The organism is Curtobacterium phoenicis (assembly GCF_047238015.1).
In the GTDB taxonomy this organism is placed as follows: domain Bacteria; phylum Actinomycetota; class Actinomycetes; order Actinomycetales; family Microbacteriaceae; genus Curtobacterium.
The window spans coordinates 2,330,526-2,351,038 of sequence record NZ_JBDFLZ010000002.1; the positions used below are offsets into that span (position 1 = coordinate 2,330,526).

A 20,513-nucleotide genomic window follows, 5' to 3' on the forward strand; every position below is an offset into this window, starting at 1 on the left:
ACCGACCGCTCCTGGTCAGCCATTGGTCGCCTCCAGGATCCGGTTCCAGACGATGTCGCCGTCGGGGTCGAGCCCCTCTTCGACAGCCTGCTGCCGGGTGGCGAGGACCGCCGCGTAGTCCCGCGGCAGCACCTTCACGAACCCGCTGAGGTCGCCGGACTCGAGCAGTTCGGCCGCGACCGTCGAACCGGTCTCGTCGCGGTGGCGCTCGAGGAGGTCCGTGACGATCTCGACGTCGGCGCTGTCGAGCGGTCCGAGTCGCAGCTCCCCGCTGGCGAGGGCGTCCTGGTTGACGTCCTCGTCGCGGAGGCCGAGCACGTACGCCGTGCCCCCGGACATGCCGGCACCGAGGTTGCGACCGGTCTCGCCGAGGATCAGCGCGAGTCCGCCGGTCATGTACTCGAGTGCGTGGTCGCCCACGCCCTCGACGACCGCGGTCGCCCCGGAGTTCCGGACGAGGAAGCGTTCGCCCACGATCCCGCGGATGAACATGCTGCCCTGGGTGGCGCCGTAGCCGATGACGTTGCCGGCGATGACGTTCTCGGCGGCGTCGAACGCGGACTCGTCGTCCGGTCGGACGATGACCTCGCCGCCGGAGAGCCCCTTGCCGACGTAGTCGTTGCTGTCGCCCACGAGCCGGAGCGTCACACCCGCGGGCAGGAACGCACCGAGCGACTGGCCCGCGGAACCGCGGAGCGTGATGTCGATCGAGCCGGCCGGCAGCCCGTGCTCGCCGTGGCGGAGGGTGACCTCGTGTCCGAGCATCGTGCCCACGGCACGCTCGGTGTTGCGGATCGGCAGGTCGAGCGACACCGAGCCGCCGTGCTCGAGCACGTCGGCGGTGCGCTGGATCAACTCGACGTCGAAGTGCTCGTCGAGCTCGTGGTCCTGGTCGCGGAGGTGACGGCGCGCCTCGTCCGCCGGGAACGTCGGACCCTGCAGCACCGGACCGAGGTCGAGCCCGGAGGCCTTCCAGTGCTGCACCGCGCGGTCGACGTCGAGCACGTCGGCCTGACCGATCGCCTCGTCGAGGGACCGGAACCCGAGCTCGGCGAGGAGCTCGCGGACCTCCTGCGCGATGAACTCGAAGAAGTTCACGACGTACTCGGCCTTGCCGGAGAAGCGAGCGCGGAGCTCCGGGTTCTGCGTCGCGACGCCGACGGGGCAGGTGTCGAGGTGGCACACGCGCATGAGGATGCAGCCCTCGACGACGAGCGGGGCGGTCGCGAAGCCGTACTCCTCGGCACCGAGCAGCGCTGCCACGACGACGTCGCGCCCGGTCTTCATCTGCCCGTCGACCTGCACCACGACGCGGTCGCGCATGCCGTTGAGCATGAGCGTCTGCTGGGTCTCGGCGAGGCCGATCTCCCACGGGGTACCGGCGTGCTTGAGCGAGTTCAGCGGCGATGCGCCCGTGCCGCCGTCGTGACCGGACACCAGGACGACGTCGGCGAGGGCCTTCGTCACCCCGGCCGCGACCGCGCCGATGCCGGACTGGCTCACGAGCTTGACGTGGACGCGCGCGGACGGGTTCGCCCGCTTGACGTCGAAGATCAGCTGCTTGAGGTCCTCGATGGAGTAGATGTCGTGGTGCGGCGGCGGCGAGATGAGGCCGACGCCGGCCGTCGCGTGCCGGGTCCGGGCGACCCACGGGTACACCTTCTGCGGCGGCAACTGCCCGCCCTCGCCGGGCTTCGCCCCCTGGGCCATCTTCAACTGGATGTCCGTCGCGTGGGTCAGGTACATGCTCGTGACGCCGAAGCGACCGGACGCGACCTGCTTGATGGCGCTGCGGCGCTCGGGGTCGAGCAGCCGCTCGACGTCCTCACCGCCCTCACCCGTGTTCGACCGGGCTCCCAGACGGTTCATCGCGATCGCGAGCGTCTCGTGCGCCTCTTGCGAGATGGAGCCGTACGACATCGCGCCCGTGTTGAAACGCTTGACGATCGACTCGATCGGCTCGACCTCGTCGAGCGGCACCGGCTGGCGGGCGCCGTCCTTGAAGCGGAAGAGCCCGCGGAGGGTCATCAGGGCCTCGGACTGGTCGTCCACGGCCTTCGAGTACTCGCGGAAGATGTCGTACCGGCGGGCACGCGTGGCGTGCTGCAGGCGGAACACCGTGTCCGGGTTGAAGAGGTGCGGCGGCCCTTCGCGTCGCCACTGGTACTCCCCACCGGTCTGCAGCCGCTCGTGGGAGAGCACCGAGCCGTCCAACGGGTAGGCCTGGGCGTGCCGCTCGGCGTTCTCGCGGGCGATCACGTCGATGTCGACGCCGCCGAGGATCGAGGACGTGCCCGTGAAGTAGCGGTCGACGAACTCCTGCGAGAGACCGACCGCCTCGAACGCCTGGGCGCCGGCGTAGCTCGACACGGTCGAGATGCCCATCTTGGACATGATCTTCAGCACGCCCTTGCCGAGCGCCTTGATGACGTTGCGGACGGCCTGTTCGGGCGTGATGCCCGTGATCATCCCGGCACGGACGAGGTTCTCGCACGTCTCCATCGCCAGGTACGGGTTGATCGCCGACGCGCCGTACCCGATGAGGGTCGCCACGTGGTGGACCTCGCGCACGTCGCCGGCCTCGACGATCAGGCCGACCTTCATGCGCTGCTCGGTGCGGATGAGGTGGTGGTGCACGGCGGCGAGGAGCAGGAGGCTCGGCACAGGGGCGTTCTCGGCGTTGCCGTCGCGGTCGGACAGCACGATGAACTGCTTGCCCGCCTCGATGGCGGCGTCGACCTCGGCGCAGACCGCGTCGATGCGCTCCTGCATCGCGGACTCGCCGTCGTCGACCCGGTAGAGGCCCTTGATCGTCACGGTCAGGTGCCGTCCGGACGCCGTCTCGAAGTGCTGGATCTTCGCGAGCTCGTCGTTGTCGATGACCGGGAACCCGAGCACGATCTGCTTCGCGTGCTCGGGGCCCGCGGACAGGAGGTTCCGCTCCGGGCCGAGGCCCATGCCCATCGACGTGATGACCTGTTCGCGGATCGAGTCGAGCGGCGGGTTCGTCACCTGCGCGAACTGCTGCGTGAAGTAGTCGAAGAGCAGCCGCGGGCGCTGCGAGAGCACGGCGATCGGCGTGTCCGAACCCATCGCGCCGAGCGGCTCCGCGCCCGTCTGCGCCATCGGGCGGAGGAGGATCCGCACCTCTTCCTCGGTGTAACCGAAGGCGCGCTGCCGCCGGGTCACCGAGGCAGGCGTGTGCACGATGTGCTCGCGCTCCGGCAGGTCGGCCAGGTTGATCCGACCGGACTCGAGCCACTCGCTCCACGGGCCCGAGGTGGCGAGCGAGCGCTTGACCTCGTCGTCCTCGATGATGCGACCGGCCTCGGTGTCGACGAGGAACATCCGGCCGGGACGGAGGCGGCCCTTGCGGACGACCTTCGCGGCCGGGACGTCGATGACACCGGTCTCGGAGCCCAAGACGATGAGCCCGTCGTCGGTCACCAGGAACCGACCCGGGCGCAGGCCGTTGCGGTCGAGGGTCGCGCCGACGAGCGTGCCGTCGGTGAAGGTGATCGCTGCGGGGCCGTCCCACGGCTCCATGAGCATCGAGTGGTACTCGTAGAAGGCCCGGAGCTCGGGGTCCATGCCGGTCTGGTTCTCCCAGGCCTCCGGCACCATCATCGACACGGCGTGCGGCAGCGACCGACCGGTGAGGCTGAGGAGCTCGAGCACCTCGTCGAACGAGGCCGAGTCGCTCGCCCCGGGGCTCACGATCGGCAACAGCGGCGCCATGTCGCCGAGCAGCTCGCTCTCGAGCTGGGACTGCCGCGCACGCATCCAGTTGCGGTTGCCCCGGACGGTGTTGATCTCGCCGTTGTGCGCGAGCGTGCGGAACGGCTGCGCGAGCGGCCACGACGGGAACGTGTTCGTGGAGTACCGCGAGTGCACGATCGCGAGCTTCGACGCGAAGCGCTCGTCGCTGAGGTCGGGGTAGAACGGCTCCAACTGCAGCGTCGTGACCATGCCCTTGTAGACCATGGTCCGGCTCGACAGCGACATGAAGTACACCTCGAGGTCGTGCTCGGCGCGCTTGCGGAGCCGGAACGCCTGACGGTCGAGGGCGATCCCGCTCCACGCAGCACCGTGCACGTCGTGCCGGTTCGACGCGACGAAGAGCTGGGCGAAGGCGGGCATGGCGGCGCGGGCCAGCGTGCCGAGGACCTCCGGACGCACCGGGACCGCACGCCAGCCGAGGACGCGCAGTCCCTCTTCGCGCGCGATCCGCTCCACTGCGCCCTGGACGCGGTGGCGGTCGTCCTCGTCGAGGGGCAGGTACGCGGTCCCGACGGCGTACTCCCCCGCTGCGGGCAGGTCGAACGACACCTCGTCGCGCAGGAACGCGTCCGGCACCTGGCAGAGGATGCCGGCCCCGTCACCGGTTCCGGCGTCCGACCCGACGGCACCTCGGTGCTCGAGGTTGCGGAGCGCTCCGAGCGCAGCGTCCACGATGTCGTGCCCGGCGGTGCCGCGGAGCGTCGCGACCATCGCGAGACCGCAGGCGTCCTTCTCGTTCGCCGGGTCGTACGTGCCGGTCGCCTCCGGGACGGCCGAGAAGCGGCGGTGCGGAGGCAGGAGCGACGCGGTGCTGCGCGTCTGGTCTGGCTGGTGCGCCATGGGGAACCGTCCTCACGAGGATGGGAACAGGGACAGCGGTGGCCCGGTGGTGCGTTCCGCCCGGACGGGCGGGACAGGTGCCCGTCCGTACCGACGGCGGGTTGCCCCGTCGGCACGGGTGGTGTGGAGCCCGGTTCGTGGCGGGCGGTGGTCGGTCGGCGTCCGGTCCGGAGCGCTCGGTGCTCGAGGTGGGGCGCTGAGCGCTAGGAACGGGTGGTGCCGACCGGGTCGGCGACGACGGTTGCAGGCTCGTCGTCGTGCTCCGACCAGGTGTCGTCCGAGTCTACATCGGCACGTGCGTCGGGCCCGCGACCCGGGAGGTAGGCCGAGGGTTCCTTGCCGGTGTGGCGTCGCGACTGCACGACGAAGATGACGATGCCGAGCACGACCGCAGCGAGGGCCATCCAGACGTTCGTGCGGACACCGAAGAAGGTCTCGCTCGTGTCGACGCGGATCGACTCGAGGACCGAACGGCCCGCGCCGTACCAGATCAGGTACAGCGCCATGACCTTGCCCCACTGCAGCGTGAACTTGCGCGCCAGGAAGAGGATGACGAGCACGCCGAGGACGTTCCAGATGATCTCGTAGATGAACGTGGGCTGGAAGAGGGTGCCCTCCGGGAGCCCCTTCGGGTACGCCGCGTTCGACGACTCGATCTCGAGGCCCCACGGCAGGCTCGTCGGCATGCCGAACAGCTCGTGGTTGAAGTAGTTGCCGAAGCGTCCGAACGCCTGCGCGAGCAGCACGCCCGGCGCGATCGCGTCGATGAAGGTCGTGAACCGCAGGCCGACCTGACGGCAGCCGATGAACGCGCCGACCGAGCCGAGGATGAGCGCACCGAAGATGGCGAGCCCGCCCTCCCAGATGTAGAGGAACGACCACGGGTCGCGGCCGGGCCCGAAGTAGTCGCTGACGTGCGTGAACACGTGGAAGAGACGGCCGCCGATGATGCCGGCGGGCACGGCCCAGATCGCGATGTCGATGATGATCCAGCGTTCGACACCGCGCGCGTTCAGGCGGTGGTTCGCCATCACGACGGCCACGACGATGCCGATGAGGATGCAGATCGCGTACGCGTGGATGCGGAAGTCGAGCGGCAGCGACCAGCCGAACGCATCGCGGAGCCAGGCGGTCACGTCGAAGTACTGCCAGGCGGTGCTCGGGCTCGGGATGCTCAGGAGGGGCATGGAGGTGCGGTCGCCTTTCGGTGCTTGCTGGCCGGGCCGCCGTCCGGCGCGGCCCCGATCACTGTAGCGCGGACCACCGGCCGGCCATGACCGCTCCGGTCGGTCCTGTGGAAATCGTGACGGTCGGACGCCCGCTGCCGTGTGCGGGCCGAGGACGGACGGGAGGCCCGGATCACGCGACCGGTGTCGGTCACGTGGTCCGGGCCTCCAGGCTGGTGCCGGTACGCCGGCGCTGCCAGCGGGTACGGCGGCGCTGACAGCGGATGGGACCCCCCCGCTGCCAGCCGACGGGTCAGGGGCGCTGCGCGCCGCTCGTGAGGTCCGCGGCACGGTCCGCGACGCCCTGCACACCGAGGTCGGCGAGGGCCCGGACGAACGCGGATCCGACGATGGCGCCGTCGGCGTACTCGAGGACCTCCGCGACCTGGTCGGCCGTCGAGATGCCGAGCCCGACGCACGTGCGCTCGACACCGGCGTCCCGGAGCCGCGACACGACCGTGCGTGCAGCGGCGTCGACGCCGAGACGCGCACCCGTGACGCCCATCGTCGACACGGCGTACACGAACCCGCGGCTCGCCTCGACGGCCTGCTGCACACGCGCGTCGGTCGAGGACGGCGCCGCGAGGAAGACGCGGTCGAGATGCGTGCGCTCCGAGGCGTCCATCCACTCGCGGGCCTCGTCCGGGATGAGGTCCGGCGTGATGAGACCGGACGCACCAGCGGCGACCAGGTCATCGGCGAATCGGTCGACACCGTAGCGCAGCACCGGGTTCCAGTACGTCATCACGAGCACCGGCACGTCCGCCCGGCTCGTGATCTGGTCGACCGCGTCGAACACCTGGGCGACCTTGAAGCCGTTCGCCAGGCTCTCCTCGGCGGCCCGCTGGATGACCGGGCCGTCCATCACGGGGTCGGAGTACGGCAGACCGAGCTCGATGACGTCGACGCCGTTCTCGGCGAGGGCCACCGCTGCGTCGACGCTGGTCCGCAGGTCCGGGAAGCCGGCGGGCAGGTAGCCGACGACGGCGCCGGCACGCTCGGCGTTGGCCGCGTCGATGGTCGACGCGACGGAGGTGTTCGTGTTCGTGCTCACAGCTGCACCGCGTTCTCGTCGAGGATGCCGAAGTACCGGCTGGCGGACGCCACGTCCTTGTCGCCGCGGCCGGACAGGTTGACCAGGATGACCCCGTCGGGGCCGAGCTCCTTGCCGAGCTTGATCGCGCCGGCGAGGGCGTGCGACGACTCGATCGCGGGGAGGATGCCCTCCGTCCGGCTGAGGAGCCGGAACGCCTCCATGGCCTCGGCGTCGGTGATCGGCTCGTACTTCGCCCGACCGATGGCCGCGAGGTGCGCGTGCTGCGGTCCGACGCTCGGGTAGTCGAGTCCGGCGGAGATGCTGTGGCTCTCGATCGTCTGTCCGTCCTCGTCCTGCATGAGGTACGACTTCGTGCCCTGGAGGACACCGGTCCGGCCGAGCGAGATGCTCGCGGCGTGCCGACCGGTCTCGATGCCGTCGCCACCGGCCTCGTAGCCGTACAGGGCGACGGACTCGTCGTCGAGGAAGGCGTCGAAGATGCCCATCGCGTTCGAACCCCCGCCGACGCACGCGGCGACGGCGTCCGGCAGTCGGCCGACCTTGTCGAGGACCTGCTGCCGGGCCTCGTCACCGATCACCTTGTGGAACTCGCGCACCATCTCCGGGAACGGGTGCGGCCCCGCGACCGTCCCGAGCAGGTAGTGCGTGTGCTCGACGTTCGCCACCCAGTCGCGCAACGCGTCGTTGATCGCGTCCTTGAGCGTCCGGGAACCGGTCTCGACCGGGATCACCTCGGCGCCGAGCAACCGCATGCGCGCCACGTTCAGGGCCTGCCGCTCGGTGTCGACCGCACCCATGTAGACGACGCAGTCCATGCCGAACAGCGCCGCGGCCGTGGCGGTCGCCACACCGTGCTGACCGGCGCCGGTCTCCGCGATGAGGCGCGTCTTGCCGAGCCGCTTCGCGACGAGCGCCTGACCGAGCACGTTGTTGATCTTGTGCGAGCCGGTGTGGTTGAGGTCCTCGCGCTTGAGGATGATCCGTGCGCCGCCCGCGTGCTTCGCGAACCGCGGCACCTCGGTGATGATCGACGGACGACCGGTGTAGTCGCGCTGCAGGTCGTCGAGTTCCTGCCGGAACGCCGGGTCGGCCCAGGCCTCGCGGAAGGCCGCCTCGAGCTCGTCGAGCGCCAGGACGAGCGACTCGGGGACGAAGCGTCCGCCGAAGTCGCCGAAGTACGGGCCGTGCTGTTCGCGGAGCGAGGTCACGATGTGCCTTCCGTGCGGGATCCGACGGGGTGGGCCGGACCGGGGTGGATCGAGTGGGAGCGCCGGGGCGGGAGGCCGCTGCGACCGGGACGGACGCGGGGCCGGGGTCCGTCAGGAGCGGGCGGCGGCGATGAACGACGCGAGCGTGGCGGCGGGGTCGTCGCCCGTGACGAGCGCCTCCCCCACCAGGACGACGTCGGCGCCCGCGGAACGGTAGTGCGCGACGTCGGCGGGACCGGCCACGGCGGACTCGGCGACGCGGACCACACCGTCGGGGATGCGGTCGGCGAGCGAGCCGAAGAGGTCGCGGTCGAGCGAGAAGTCGGTGAGGTCCCGGGCGTTCACGCCGAGGATGCGGGCACCGGCGTCGAGACCGCGCGAGACCTCGTCGGCGGAGTGCGCCTCCACCAGCACGCGCATCCCGAGCTCCTCGGCCAGGCCGTGCAGTTCGACGAGCTGCGCCTGCTCGAGCGCCGCGACGATGAGCAGCACGACGTCCGCCCCCGCCGCACGGGCCTCGACGACCTGGTACGGGTCGGCGATGAAGTCCTTCCGCAGCACCGGGACGTCGACCCGGGCCTTGACGGCCTCGAGGTCGGCCAGGCTGCCGAGGAACTTCCGCCCCTCGGTGAGGACGCTGATCGTGGAGGCGCCGCCACGCTCGTACTCCGCCGCGAGGGCCGCGGGGTCGGCGATGGGCGCCATCGAGCCGCGGGACGGGCTCGCGCGCTTGACCTCGGCGAGGATCTTGACGTCGTCGCCGGGTGCGAGGAAGGTCAGCGCGTCGAGGGGCGACGCCACCCGGTCGAGGTCGCGTTCGACGTCCGCGTAGGGACGGTCGGCGCGACGGGCGGCCGCGTCCTCGAGCGCGCCCGCGACGAGGGTCTCGAGCACGTTCGGCATGGTCGGACTACTCGCCGTGGTGCTTCGGGACGAACTTCGGGCCGTTGACGCCGTAGCCCGCCTTCGCCATCACGGCGCCGACGATCAGGCCGACGACCACGACCGCGGCGGAGATCCACACGCCGATCGGCTGGTCGAACCAGAAGAAGAGCGTCCCAGCCGCGAAACCGATCAGCATGATGACGACGGCCGTCCAGGCTGCCGGCGAGTGGCCCTCGCCGAGTTCTGCGGGCTCAGTGTTGCTCACGGTGCTCCTCGTTCTGCTCCGGCGTCGTCGGTCGATCGCCGCGCTCCAACCCTACCGCGTCGACCGCGACGCTCCGGGCACGCTCGCCGTCGGCGGACGGGTCCGGCTCGGTACCACGCGAACCGTCAGCGGACGGGTCCGGTTCAGTGCCACGCGAACCGTCGGCGGACGGGTCCGGCTCGGTACCACGCGAACCGTCGGTGGACGGGTCGGCGCCGTCCGTCGGGTCCGTCCCCGCCGAGAGGTCGTCCCAGTCGGTCACGGCGTCGCGCTGCGTCGCGGCGGCGCGAGCGTCGGCAGCCGCCCCCGCGGTCGCCGCGCCGTACTTCCGGCTCGGTCCCGGCCACGCGCGCTGCACGAACACCACCACGATCCCGAGCACCACGGCGAGCACGCCGCCGGCGATCCCGACCGCGGGCCACACCGTGACGTCCACGGAGGACACGACGCGCCGGACACCGCCGAGGTCGCTCACCCCGGCGACCTCGCCGATCGCCGCACGTGCCGACGCGACCGGGTCGCGGAGCGCCGAGACGCCGGTCGCCACGACGGCGACACCCAGCAGCACCTCGACGACGGCGAGCACGACCCGGAGCACCCGTCCCGCGATGGTCAGCGCGAGGAACAGCGCCAGGCTGGCGATCGCGAGCGCGGTGTACTGCGGCACGGTCTTCGACCCGTCGGCCGTCATGGTGGCGACCACGGCCGAACCGGCGCGCAGGTGCACCGTGAACCAGGTCTGGGTCCACGACAGCATGACGATGCCGGCGACCAGCAGCCCGGCGACGACGACGAGCGGACGGGAGCGCCGGAGCGTCACGAGCGGACCTCGCGCATGCGGTTCGCGGTCGCGACCGCACGCAGCGGAGCCGCCGCCTTGTTCACGGCCTCGGTGTGCTCGGTCGCCGGGTCCGAGTCGGCGACGAGCCCGGCGCCGGCCTGCACCCGCGCGACGCCGTCCTGGATGAGCGCCGTGCGGATGGCGATGGCGAGGTCGGCGTCCCCGGCGAAGTCGAAGTAGCCCACGACACCGGCGTACGCGCCGCGCTTCGCCGGCTCCAGCTCGTCGATGATCTCGAGCGCGCGGGGCTTCGGCGCCCCCGACAGCGTGCCGGCCGGGAAGGTCGCCCGGAACACGTCGATCGCCGACGCGTCCGGGCGCACGGCGCCCTCGACGCTCGACACGAGGTGCATGATGTGGCTGAACCGCTCGACGGTCATGAACTCGGTGACCGCGACGGTGCCGGGCTCGCACACCTTCTGCAGGTCGTTGCGCGCGAGGTCGACGAGCATGAGGTGCTCCGCGCGCTCCTTCGGGTCCTCGAGGAGGTCCTCACCGAAGCGGACGTCCTCCTCCGGGGTGGCCCCGCGCGGACGGGAACCGGCGATCGGGTGTGTGATCGCCCGGCTGGCCTGCACCTTCACGAGCGCCTCGGGCGAGGCCCCGACGATCCAGAACGGGTCGTCGTGGGTGTCGCGGAGCGCGAGGAAGTACATGTACGGGCTCGGGTTGAGCGTCCGCAGCACCCGGTAGACGTCGAGTGGGTCGGCCGTGACCTCGTGGTCGAACCGCTGCGAGATCACCACCTGGAAGACGTCGCCGTCGCGGATGAAGTCCTTCGAGCGCTCGACGGCCGCCATGTACTCGTCCGGCGTCGATCGGTGCGACGGCGTCGGGTCGGCGATGTCGAACGCCTCGGCCACGGTCGCGACCGTCGGCTGGACGAGGTCGGCCTGCATCCGGTCGAGCCGGGCCTGTGCGTCCGCCCACATCGTTCCGGCGTCGTCCTCGCCGTCGTTCAGCACGCTCGCGACGAGCAGCACGAGCCCGGTCCGGTGGTCGAGCGCCGCCAGCTCGGACACGAACGCCAGGGCCTGTCCCGGGACGTCGAAGTCGGCAGCGGGAACGTTCGGCAGGTGTTCGAGCTGACGGACGGCCTCCCACCCGATGAACCCGACCGTGCCGCCGACGAGCGGCGGCGTGCCGGGGACCCGAGGGGTCGCCCAGCGCTCGTGCAGCCGTGCGAGGACGTCGAGGGGCGCACCGTCGAGGGAGTCCACCGCTCGCGAAGCGGGGATGCCGGTGTCGATCCACGCGGCTCGATCTCCGTCCTGCGTGAGGACACCGAAGCTCCGGACACCGACGAAGGACCAACGCGACCACAGGCCGCCCTGACCGGCGGACTCGAGCAGGAACGAGCCGGGACGACCGTCCGCGAGCTTCCGGTACACGCCGACCGGGGTCTCGCTGTCGGCGAAGAGTGCACGGACGACGGGCACGACGCGGTGGTCGGCGAGGAGCCCGTCGAACTCCTCGCGCCGGGTGGTGTGCGGCTGGTCGGTCATCGGAGGCCCTCCGGAGCGGTCGCCGTCACGGGCGAGAGCGGGTCGACGTCGAAGCAGGCGTGCGCGCCGGTGTGGCACGCGGCACCGACCTGCTGCACGGTCACGAGCAGGGTGTCGTCGTCGCAGTCGAGCGCCGCGGCACGCACGTACTGGGCGTGTCCGGAGGTGTCACCCTTGCGCCAGTACTCCTGCCGCGAGCGGGACCAGAAGGTCACCCGCCCCTCGGTCAGGGTGCGGCGGAGGGCTTCCCGGTCCATGTACCCGAGCATGAGGACGTCCTTCGACGTTTCCTCCTGCACGATGGCGGGGAGCAGGCCGTCCGCACCGAATCGCACACGGTCGAGGACCGCGTCGGTGCTGGTGCTGGTGCTGTCGGTCATGAGGTTCCTAGCCTACGGCGTGCCGTGGACGGTCACGCGGGGTGTGGAGGACCGGACGGGAGGCCCGGGTCGGCGCCGCCACGGGCCTCCCGTCCGCCACCTGGCCGGCTTCAGCGCACGAGTTCGCCCGCGGCGCGCAGCGCCGACTTGACGTCGCCGATCGTCATCTCGCCACGGTGGAAGACGCTCGCGGCGAGGACCGCGTCGGCACCCGCCCGGACGGCGGGGGCGAAGTGGTCGAGGCGACCCGCGCCTCCCGAGGCGATGACCGGCACCGACGCGACCGCGCGGACCGCCGCGACGAGCTCGAGGTCGAACCCGTTCTTCGTGCCGTCCGCGTCGATGGAGTTGACGAGCAGCTCCCCCGCGCCGCGCTCGACGGCCTCGCGGGCCCAGGCGAGCGCGTCGAGGTCGGACTCGGAGCGACCGCCGTGCGTCGTGACCACGAACCCGGACGGCATCCGGTCCGAGCGCTTGATGTCGAGCGACAGCACGACGGCCTGCGCGCCGAAGCGGTCCGCGATCTCGCCGACGAGCTCCGGTCGGGCGATCGCGGCGCTGTTCACACCGATCTTGTCCGCCCCGCACTGCTGCAGGCGCGCGACGTCGTCGACGCTCCGGACGCCGCCGCCGACCGTGAGCGGGATGAAGACCTGCTCGGCGGTCCGGGTCACCGTGTCGTACATCGTCGCGCGGTTCTCGACCGTGGCTCCGACGTCGAGGAAGGTCAGCTCGTCGGCGCCCTGCTCGTAGTACCGGGCCGCGAGCTCGACCGGGTCACCGGCGTCCTGCAGGTCGAGGAAGTTCACGCCCTTGACGACACGGCCGCCCTGGACGTCGAGGCAGGGGATGACCCGGACGGCGACGCCGCCCTCGCGCGCCGGCGCGCCCGACACGTCGGAGCCCGAGCCGGTCACAGCCGTGCCGCGTGGATCGAGCTCACGAGGATGGCTCGCGCGCCGAGCTCGTACAGCGAGTCCATGATCTGGTTCATGTCCGAGCGCGGGATCATCACGCGGACGGCCGACCAGTCGCGGCCGTGCAGGGGCGACACCGTCGGGGACTCCATGCCGGAGGCGATCGCGGTGGCGTCGGGCACGAGCGCCGTGGGGATGTCGTAGTCGAGCATGACGTAGCCCCGCGCGACGAGCACGCCGTGCAGGCGTCGGCGCAGGACGTCGATGCCGGGACGGGCCTCGTCGGTGGCGATGAGGACGGCCGTGGACTCGAGGATGACCGGCCCGAAGATCTCGAGCCCGGCCTGACGGAGGGTGCTGCCGGTCGAGACGACGTCGGCCACCGCGTCGGCGACGCCGAGGCGCACCGCGCTCTCGACCGCGCCGTCGAGCTTCACCAGGGTCGCGGTGACGCCGTGCTGCGCGAGGAAGTCCCCCACGAGACCGGGGTAGCTCGTCGCGACCCGCACACCCTCGAGGTCCTGCAGCGAACCGAACCGACCGGGCGTGCCCGCGAACCGGAACGTCGAGCCGGCGAAGTCGAGCGCGTCGACCTCGTGCGCCTCGGACCCGGAGTCGAGCAGGAGGTCGCGGCCGGTGATGCCGACGTCGAGCGCACCCGAGCCGACGTAGGTCGCGATGTCACGCGGACGGAGGAAGAAGAACTCGACCCCGTTCCGCTCGTCGATCAGGTGGAGCGCCTTCGGGTCACGGCGACCGGCGTACCCGGCCTCCCGCAGCATCTCGGAAGCGGTCTCGGACAGGGAACCCTTGTTGGGCACGGCGATGCGGAGCATCAGGGGTCTGCTTTCTGGTCGGTGTCGGGACGGTCCGTCGGAGCGCGCTGGGCGCGTCCTACAGATGTCGCCAGACGTCCGCCGGGGTGAGCCCCTTCGCCACCATGAGCACCTGCAGGTGGTAGATCAGCTGCGAGATCTCCTCCGAGGTGCGCTCGTCACCCTCGTACTCGGCCGCCATCCAGACCTCGGCGGCCTCTTCCACGATCTTCTTGCCGATCTGGTGCACGCCGGCGTCCAGTTCGGCGACGGTGCCGGAGCCCTCGGGGCGCGTGCGCGCCTTCTCGGTCAGCTCCGCGAACAGGTCGTCGAACGTCTTCACGGGGTCCAGGCTACCGTCCTGCGTCGGCCCACCGACCGCACCGTCCGGACGGGAGGCCCGGATCGCGTCGCCCGCCTCGGTCACGATCGAGCTGCTGCCGCGGCTTCGCGGAGGTCCGCGATGCGCTCCGCCGGCTCACCGCCGTACACGGCCGACCCTGCGACGAGCGTGTCGGCGCCGCTGCGGACCGCCTCGGGCACGGTGTCCACAGCGATGCCGCCGTCGACCTCGAGCCAGACGTCGAGCCCGGAGGCGTCGACGGCCGCGCGGGCGTCGGCCAGCTTCGGCATCACCGAGGGCATGAAGGCCTGGCCGCCGAACCCGGGCTCGACGGTCATGAGCAGGATCATGTCGTAGGCGTCGAGGTGCTGCAGCACGGACGTGATCGGCGTGCCGGGCTTCACGGCGACGGCTGCCCTGGCGCCGTTCGACCGGATCGCCGCGGCGGTGGCGACCGGGTCGGTGGCGGCCTCGAAGTGGAACGTCACGCTCGACGCCCCGGTCTCGGCGTACTTCGGCGCCTCCGTGTCGGCGTCGGTGATCATGAGGTGCACGTCGAGCGGCACCGGGGAGACCTCCTGCAGGCGCTGCACGATCGGCAGGCCGAGCGTGAGGTTCGGGACGAAGTGGTTGTCCATCACGTCGACGTGCACCAGGTCGGCGGTCTCGATGCGGTGGAGCTCACGCTCGAGGTTCGCGAAGTCGGCGGACAGGATGCTCGGCGAGATGCGGATCGTCACCCGCCAACCCTACCGGCGGCCTGGCCCGGGGAAGATCGACGGTGACGTCGAACCACGGACACGACGTCGAACCGGGCAATGGTGCTGGTTCGACGTCGGTTCCGTGGTGCGACACGATGAGCGGCGGGCGTCGGACAGCGGTCGACGCCCCCCGGCGGGCAGCGACGACGTCAGCCCACGCGGCGGAAGAGGGCGACGAACATCGCGTCGGTGCCGATCCGGTGCGGCCAGAGCTGCGCGACCGCACCGTCCGCGACCCGCGGGTCCCGGACGGCCACCGACCGCACGATGCCAGCCGTGTCGAGCTGCTCGAGCACACCGGGGTGCCGCTCGAGCACGGCGTCGACCTGCCCGCGCGTCTCCGCGAGGTGCGGTGAGCACGTGACGTACGCCAGGGTCCCGCCCGGGGCCAGCACCCGTACGGCGGCGTCCAGCAGCTCCGCCTGGAGCGCGGCGAGCTCCGGGACGTCCTCGGGCTGCTTGCGCCACCGGGCCTCCGGTCGACGCCGGAGCGCCCCGAGTCCGGTGCACGGTGCGTCGAGCAGGACGCGGTCGTACTGCACGCCGGCGCCGTCCCGTCCGAAGCGCCGCCCGTCGCCCTCGATGACGGTGACCCGGTCGCCGAAGCCCGCGAGGGCCTTCCGCACGAGACCGGCCCGCGCGGGCACGAGTTCGTTCGCGTCGAGGTGCGCGCCGCCGACCGCCGCCTCCGCCGCGAGCAGCGCCGCCTTGCCCCCGGGGCCGGCGCACATGTCGAGCCACCGCTCCCCCGCTCGCACCTCGGACGACCGACTGAGCGCGAGGGCGGCGAGCTGCGAGCCCTCGTCCTGCACACGGAGGCGACCGGCGGCGACGCCGGGCACTCGAGCGGGGTCGCCGGACACCCCGCGGATCCCGGTGGGCGAGACCGGGAGCAGGTCGGCGTCGGGCCGGCCGGGAGGCGCGGTGTCGGCCCGTCCGTCGGCCACCGGGCCGTCGTCCTCGCCGTTCACGGCGTCGGCACGGTCTGCGCCGCCGGTGCCGTCCGCCTCGATCGTCTGGTCGACGTGGTCGGCGCCCACGGCACCCGAGCCCTCGGTCTGCCGTTCCGGCGAACCGGTGGCGGTCGCGACGTCCTCGTCGGTCGCGAGGCCCGGCAGCGCCGCGAGCTGCACCCGCGGTGCGACGTTGTCGGCAGCGAGCAGGGCGGCGAGTTCGTCGCGCGACCGCTCGGCGGCGAGGGCGTCCCGCAGGGCCGACACGACCCACGTCGGGTGCGACCAGCGCGTGGCCAGGAGTGCGTCGCCGCCGCGGCCCTCGGTGATCGCGGCGTCCCACTCGGCGTCGGTCCGCGCGGCGACCTTGCGCAGCACGGCGTTGACGAAGCCGGTGGCACGGCGGGCACCGACCTCGCGGGCGAGCTCGACGGTCGCGGAGACGGCGGCGTGCGTCGGGGTGCGCATGCCGAGCAACTGGTGGGTGCCGAGGCGCATCACATCGAGGACGTCCGCCTCGATGTTCTCGACGCGGCGGCCGGACGCGATCCCCACGATCGCGTCGTACCGGCCGAGCATCCGGATCGCCCCGTACGTGAGCTCGGTCGCGAAGGCCGCGTCGCGGGCGGACAGCCCGGCACGGCGGATGCGGGCGGGCAGCAGCAGGTTCGCGTACGCGTCGTCGACCTGCACGGCGCGGAGGACGTCGTACGCCACGCGCCGGGCCGACGTCGGACGCGGTCCACGGCTGCGCCGGGCTCCGGCGGCGCTCACGCGAGGACCTTGCCCTCGAGCGTGCCGAGGCCGCGGGCCCAGGCAGCGGCGTCCATCGCCTTCTTGCCGGCCGGCTGGACCTCGGTGAGCACGAGCGGGTCGTCGGCGGTCCCGACCAGCAGTCGGCCGTCGACCAGGCCGAGCGCGCCGGGGGCGAGGTGCGGGGCGGTGGAGGGCGTGCCTCCCGCCTGCAGCGCGCTGCGGAGCAGCTTCACGCGCGTCTCGCCGAGGTGGGCGAACGCGCCGGGCTCGGGCGTGACGCCACGGATGCGGGCGTGGACGCGGACGGCGGGCTCGTCGAAGCGGACGTGCGCGTCCTCGATCGTGGGCTTCGGGGCGATGGTGACGTCCCCGGTCTGCTCGGTGGCGACCGCGGTACCGTCCGCGAGGTCGTCGACCACCTGCGCGACGACCTCGGCACCGGTCTCCGCCATCGCCGCGAGGACGTCACCGCTGGTGGCGTCGGGGTCGATGGTGAATGGCTCCGAGGCGTACACCGGACCGGCGTCGAGCGCCTCGACGAGCTGGAAGACCGTGGCGGCCGTCTCGGTGTCGCCCGCCATCACCGCACGCTGCACCGGGGCGGCACCGCGGTACGCCGGCAGGTCGGAGAAGTGGAGGTTGACCCAGCCGAGCCGCGGGGTGTCGAGGGCGGGCCGGCGGAGCAGGGCACCGTAGGCGACGATCACGCCGAGGTCGGGCGCGAGCGCGGCGAGCTGCGCCGTGACCGTGTCGTCGACCCGTGACGCCTCGATCACGGGGAGCCCGAGTTCCGCGGCGACCTGCGCGACCGGCGTGGGCGTCAGGATCCGCTTGCGGCCCTGCGGCGTCGCGGGGCGCGTGAGCACCGCGACGATCTCGTGGTCGGACGCCGCGAGTCGGCGGAGGGTGGGGACGGCCGCAGCGGGGCTGCCGGCGACGACGAGACGCATGGGGTCCATCGTCCCACGGTCGCGCGGGCCGGCAGCACTGCGGGGCGGTGCGGGCGCGGCCGGTCACGACCGGTCCGGGGCCGTCACGACCACTGGTCGCGGACCGTCGGCGGGGAGCTCGACGCACCGGAGTCACGCCGTGCCCGCAGCAGCAGGACGAGAGACTCCGGCGAGTCGACCTCGTGCAGACGACACGGCCCGACCCGCCGTGCCCAGTCGGCGGCGAACGCCTCGGCGTCCTCGCGTCGGCGCCCGATGCCCGAGGGGACGGCGAGGAACCGGTTGCCCCGGGTGAGTCGGCGCGCGATCCAGAGCGCCGCCCCGAGGAGCGGGGCGCGCCGGATCCGCGTCGCCTCGGGGCGGCCGGTCTCGAGCAGGAACCGCGGGGTCCGGACCGGCCCGAAGACCTCCGCGAACGCGTCCGTGGCCGTGCGGCGATCGGCGGGCGACCCGCCGGTCACCTCCATCGTGAAGGAGGCGGGGACGCGGCCCGCCCACCGTGCCGTGACGCGGACGTTCCCCTCGCCGTACGCGGGGATCCGTCCGGCGCGGTGGAGACCGTCGAGCACCACCCGCACGGCTCGGCGGTACCCGCCGACGGAGTCGAAACGCTGACGGAGGGCGGCGCCGAGCCCCCGGGCGACCGGCCAGGCCAGGACCACCGCGGCGACGACGAGCAGGACCGTCCCGACGACCCCGGCCACGGCTCCGGAGCGCCACGCTTCGACGAGGCCGCGGAGTCCCTGCCCGACCACGACGAGCAGGAGCGCGAGGACGCCCGTCATCACGAAGGCGGCGGTGGGGCCGGTCGTGAACGGCGCGGGGTGCGGCTCGTCGACCACGGCTGCGGAGCCCTCGCGATCGGCGTAGGGCTCGCCGATGCGCCAGGCGGCGTAGGTGTCCTCGCGACTCGGCAGGGCTGCGGCGACGTCGGCGGACAGACCGGAGACGCTCTGGCGGCGGTCCTTCACGACGATCCCGGCCAGCTGCAGGGCCTGCGCATCCGTCAGCGCCGTCCCCGTGCCGCGGACGACCTGGGCGTCGTCCGCGCGGAGCAGTCCCCAGATCTGCTCGTGCTTGCGGTGCATCCGACCGACGTCGGGCGCGGCGAGGAGCGGCACGTCGGGCGGGACGACGGCCGTCACGGTCCAGTTGTGCGCGACCTTCCGCGGCCACCCGGGGTCGAGGCGGAGCGTCCGGCCGCGCAGCTGCTGGGTCGCGGCCGAGGTCGCCACGGCGGTGAGGTCGATGAGCGTGTTCGCGGCCGGGCAGTCCCATCCCTCGCCCAGCAGACCGCGCGTGCCGACCACCAGCCGCGTGGTGGCGTCGGTGAGGAGCTCCGACACGGCGGACAGCACGGCGGCCGACCCCGAGCCGGCGGTGTCGACGGCGAGCACGTGCGGTGCGTCCTCGACGACCGTGGTCGTCAGGTCGTCCCCGAGACGGTGGCGGAGTGCCGGGAGGAGCACGTCCGCGTCGCGCTCGGCGATCCGGAGGTGCTGTGCCGTGACGAGCACCGGGCGCAGATCGGCGAGCGTCGGGTCCGCGGCCACGGTCGCGAACGTCCGGAGTGCGCCGGCACCGCGTCCGCCGCTCCCCCGCGTGTTGCCGTGCGTCGCGTGGTCGGTGACGACGACCGCCCGGAGGTGTTCCGCCGAGTCCTGGCGTGCCTCGACGCGGAGGATCTCACCGACGGCCGCGTCCTTCCCCGCCGACGACGCGAGCACGGTGTCGATCGGGTCCCGACCGCGCCGCACGCCCCGGTCGTTCAGGGTGAACCCGAAGTCGACGATCGAGCGCTTGATGCGCGACCACTGCTCGGCGCGGGCGGGGTCGGGCAGGAGCCGGTCGAGGGCGTAGCGGGCGAGGAGCCGCAGTCGCTGCTCGGCGTCGGGCGCGGTCCGGGCACCGCGGTGCAGCAGGTCGAGCACGGGGTGGTCGGGGCGGACCTCCGCGAGCATGCGGGCGGCGGACTCGGCCACCGCGAAGTCGGTGTCGAACGCGTGGGCGAGCCGCGTCTCCGGGTCGTCCCGGCCGGTGGTCCCGGCGGGTGCGGCGGGCGGTTGGAGCGTCGCGACGAGCCAGTCGACACCGTCCGGGTCGTCGAACACGCTGGCGACCAGCTCGGCCAGGCGCTCCTCGTGCCCCCGGAGGAAGGTCACCTCGTCCGCGGTCGGCTCGACGAACCAGACGTGGTCACGGTACGGCGCGAGGTTGCCCTCCTTCACGACGGCCGGGGTCGGTACCTCGTGGTCGACCTCGCCGAGCAGTGCCGTGTAGTTGTCGTGCGCATCGCGATCGTCGGTCGAGGGCAGGGTCGCGGTCAGCCCGATGAGCACCGGCTCGCGCCCGGCCCCCCGGATGCGGGCTGCGAGGTACGCGACCACGAGCGCCCAGTGGTCGAGCAGGTGGTGGCACTCGTCCAGGACGATCGTCTCCACGCCGTGCGCGACGAGCCGGTCCACGAGGGCGCGGGCGTTGGGGTGGAGCGCCGACTCGAGGAGCGCGGGGTCCTCGCGGGCGAGACGGCGGCGGATCCCCCGGGATCGGCGGGCGATCCCCTTCCGGTACGCCGTCGGGTTGGACCGCTCGAGGTCGACGAGCCACGCCGCCGCGCCCTCCTCGTCCCGTCCGCCCGCGACGAGCTCACGCTCCCAGTCCGCTCCCGCGAGCCCGGTCAGCGGGTTCCCCGTCTCGAGCACCGACAGCATCTGGTAGGTCAGCACCGTGAGGTCGCCCGGGGCCTCCGGGTCCTCCGAGACGGTCGCGGCCCCGTCGAGCGACGCGGCCGACCGGGCCCACTGGGACCGGATGGTGGCCGTCGGTGCCAGTGCGAGTGCGCGGGCACCGTGCCGGCCGGCGAGGAGCAGCCCGAGCAGCGTCTTGCCGGCGCCCGGCGGCACGACGACGTGGACGGGGTCGCCGGGCGCGACGGGTACTCGGTCGAGCACGTCCTGCTGGTACGTCCGCAGTCGCCCCTGGTACCGCCAGGCCGCGAGCGGTCGGTCGTCGTCCCCCGTCGTCACGGCAC

The 20,513-nt window shown here is 72.6% G+C and carries 16 protein-coding genes; all 16 read right to left on the reverse strand.

The genetic code is table 11. The annotated features are described in order from the left end of the window. Positions 1–15: 15 nt before the first annotated feature. The 16 genes from gltB to ABC270_RS11320 all read right to left on the reverse strand — a co-directional run bounded on the left by gltB (position 16) and on the right by ABC270_RS11320 (position 20,508). Positions 16–4,620: a glutamate synthase large subunit gene (gene gltB / locus ABC270_RS11245; protein ID WP_412880876.1), complete on the reverse strand. Its 4,605-nt coding sequence runs from the start codon at positions 4,618–4,620 to the stop codon at positions 16–18. Between the two features lie 203 nt (positions 4,621–4,823). Beyond that, the gene (gene lgt, locus ABC270_RS11250) at positions 4,824–5,807 is read right to left on the reverse strand and encodes a prolipoprotein diacylglyceryl transferase (protein ID WP_412880877.1); all 984 of its coding nucleotides are present in this window, start codon (positions 5,805–5,807) and stop codon (positions 4,824–4,826) included. A 292-nt stretch (positions 5,808–6,099) separates the two neighbouring features. Then, positions 6,100–6,900: a tryptophan synthase subunit alpha gene (trpA, locus tag ABC270_RS11255; protein WP_412880878.1), complete on the reverse strand. Its 801-nt coding sequence runs from the start codon at positions 6,898–6,900 to the stop codon at positions 6,100–6,102. Next, on the reverse strand, positions 6,897–8,111 hold the full coding sequence (gene trpB, locus ABC270_RS11260; protein ID WP_412880879.1) for a tryptophan synthase subunit beta: 1,215 nt from the start codon (positions 8,109–8,111) through the stop codon (positions 6,897–6,899). Before trpB ends, trpA begins: the two co-directional genes overlap by 4 nt. A 111-nt stretch (positions 8,112–8,222) precedes the next feature. Continuing rightward, positions 8,223–9,005 (reverse strand): indole-3-glycerol phosphate synthase TrpC, encoded by a 783-nt coding sequence (gene trpC / locus ABC270_RS11265; protein ID WP_412882079.1) that lies wholly within the window; start codon positions 9,003–9,005, stop codon positions 8,223–8,225. A 16-nt stretch (positions 9,006–9,021) separates the two neighbouring features. Then, a complete protein-coding gene (locus ABC270_RS11270; RefSeq protein WP_412880880.1) occupies positions 9,022–9,261 on the reverse strand; it encodes an HGxxPAAW family protein in 240 nt (79 codons plus the stop codon). Further along, positions 9,248–10,081, reverse strand: coding sequence for a Trp biosynthesis-associated membrane protein (locus ABC270_RS11275; protein ID WP_412880881.1), 834 nt, complete (start codon positions 10,079–10,081; stop codon positions 9,248–9,250). Before ABC270_RS11275 ends, ABC270_RS11270 begins: the two co-directional genes overlap by 14 nt. Next, entirely contained in the window at positions 10,078–11,607 is a 1,530-nt protein-coding gene (locus ABC270_RS11280; RefSeq protein WP_412880882.1) for an anthranilate synthase component I, read from the reverse strand. Before ABC270_RS11280 ends, ABC270_RS11275 begins: the two co-directional genes overlap by 4 nt. After that, positions 11,604–11,987, reverse strand: coding sequence for a phosphoribosyl-AMP cyclohydrolase (gene hisI / locus ABC270_RS11285; protein ID WP_412880883.1), 384 nt, complete (start codon positions 11,985–11,987; stop codon positions 11,604–11,606). Before hisI ends, ABC270_RS11280 begins: the two co-directional genes overlap by 4 nt. Before the next feature lie 110 nt (positions 11,988–12,097). Continuing rightward, positions 12,098–12,904: an imidazole glycerol phosphate synthase subunit HisF gene (gene hisF / locus ABC270_RS11290; protein WP_412880884.1), complete on the reverse strand. Its 807-nt coding sequence runs from the start codon at positions 12,902–12,904 to the stop codon at positions 12,098–12,100. Then, positions 12,901–13,740: an ATP phosphoribosyltransferase gene (gene hisG, locus ABC270_RS11295; protein ID WP_412880885.1), complete on the reverse strand. Its 840-nt coding sequence runs from the start codon at positions 13,738–13,740 to the stop codon at positions 12,901–12,903. Before hisG ends, hisF begins: the two co-directional genes overlap by 4 nt. Before the next feature lie 58 nt (positions 13,741–13,798). After that, positions 13,799–14,062: a phosphoribosyl-ATP diphosphatase gene (locus ABC270_RS11300; protein WP_058726551.1), complete on the reverse strand. Its 264-nt coding sequence runs from the start codon at positions 14,060–14,062 to the stop codon at positions 13,799–13,801. Between the two features lie 80 nt (positions 14,063–14,142). Beyond that, positions 14,143–14,802, reverse strand: coding sequence for a ribulose-phosphate 3-epimerase (gene rpe / locus ABC270_RS11305; RefSeq protein WP_412880886.1), 660 nt, complete (start codon positions 14,800–14,802; stop codon positions 14,143–14,145). A 170-nt stretch (positions 14,803–14,972) separates the two neighbouring features. Beyond that, entirely contained in the window at positions 14,973–16,493 is a 1,521-nt protein-coding gene (locus ABC270_RS11310) for an RsmB/NOP family class I SAM-dependent RNA methyltransferase (RefSeq protein ID WP_412880887.1), read from the reverse strand. 53 nt (positions 16,494–16,546) lie between these two features. Then, on the reverse strand, positions 16,547–17,482 hold the full coding sequence (fmt, locus tag ABC270_RS11315; protein WP_412882080.1) for a methionyl-tRNA formyltransferase: 936 nt from the start codon (positions 17,480–17,482) through the stop codon (positions 16,547–16,549). Between the two features lie 83 nt (positions 17,483–17,565). Continuing rightward, the gene (locus ABC270_RS11320; protein WP_412880888.1) at positions 17,566–20,508 is read right to left on the reverse strand and encodes a hypothetical protein; all 2,943 of its coding nucleotides are present in this window, start codon (positions 20,506–20,508) and stop codon (positions 17,566–17,568) included. Positions 20,509–20,513 lie beyond the last annotated feature (5 nt).

Coding starts and splice junctions, on each gene's coding strand:
- lgt (WP_412880877.1), bottom strand. CDS start 5,807: ATGCCCCTCCTGAGCATCCCGAGCCCGAGCACCGCCTGGCAGTACTTC.
- ABC270_RS11280 (WP_412880882.1), bottom strand. CDS start 11,607: ATGACCGACCAGCCGCACACCACCCGGCGCGAGGAGTTCGACGGGCTC.
- hisG (WP_412880885.1), bottom strand. CDS start 13,740: ATGCTCCGCATCGCCGTGCCCAACAAGGGTTCCCTGTCCGAGACCGCT.
- hisI (WP_412880883.1), bottom strand. CDS start 11,987: ATGACCGACAGCACCAGCACCAGCACCGACGCGGTCCTCGACCGTGTG.
- gltB (WP_412880876.1), bottom strand. CDS start 4,620: ATGGCGCACCAGCCAGACCAGACGCGCAGCACCGCGTCGCTCCTGCCT.
- fmt (WP_412882080.1), bottom strand. CDS start 17,482: ATGCGTCTCGTCGTCGCCGGCAGCCCCGCTGCGGCCGTCCCCACCCTC.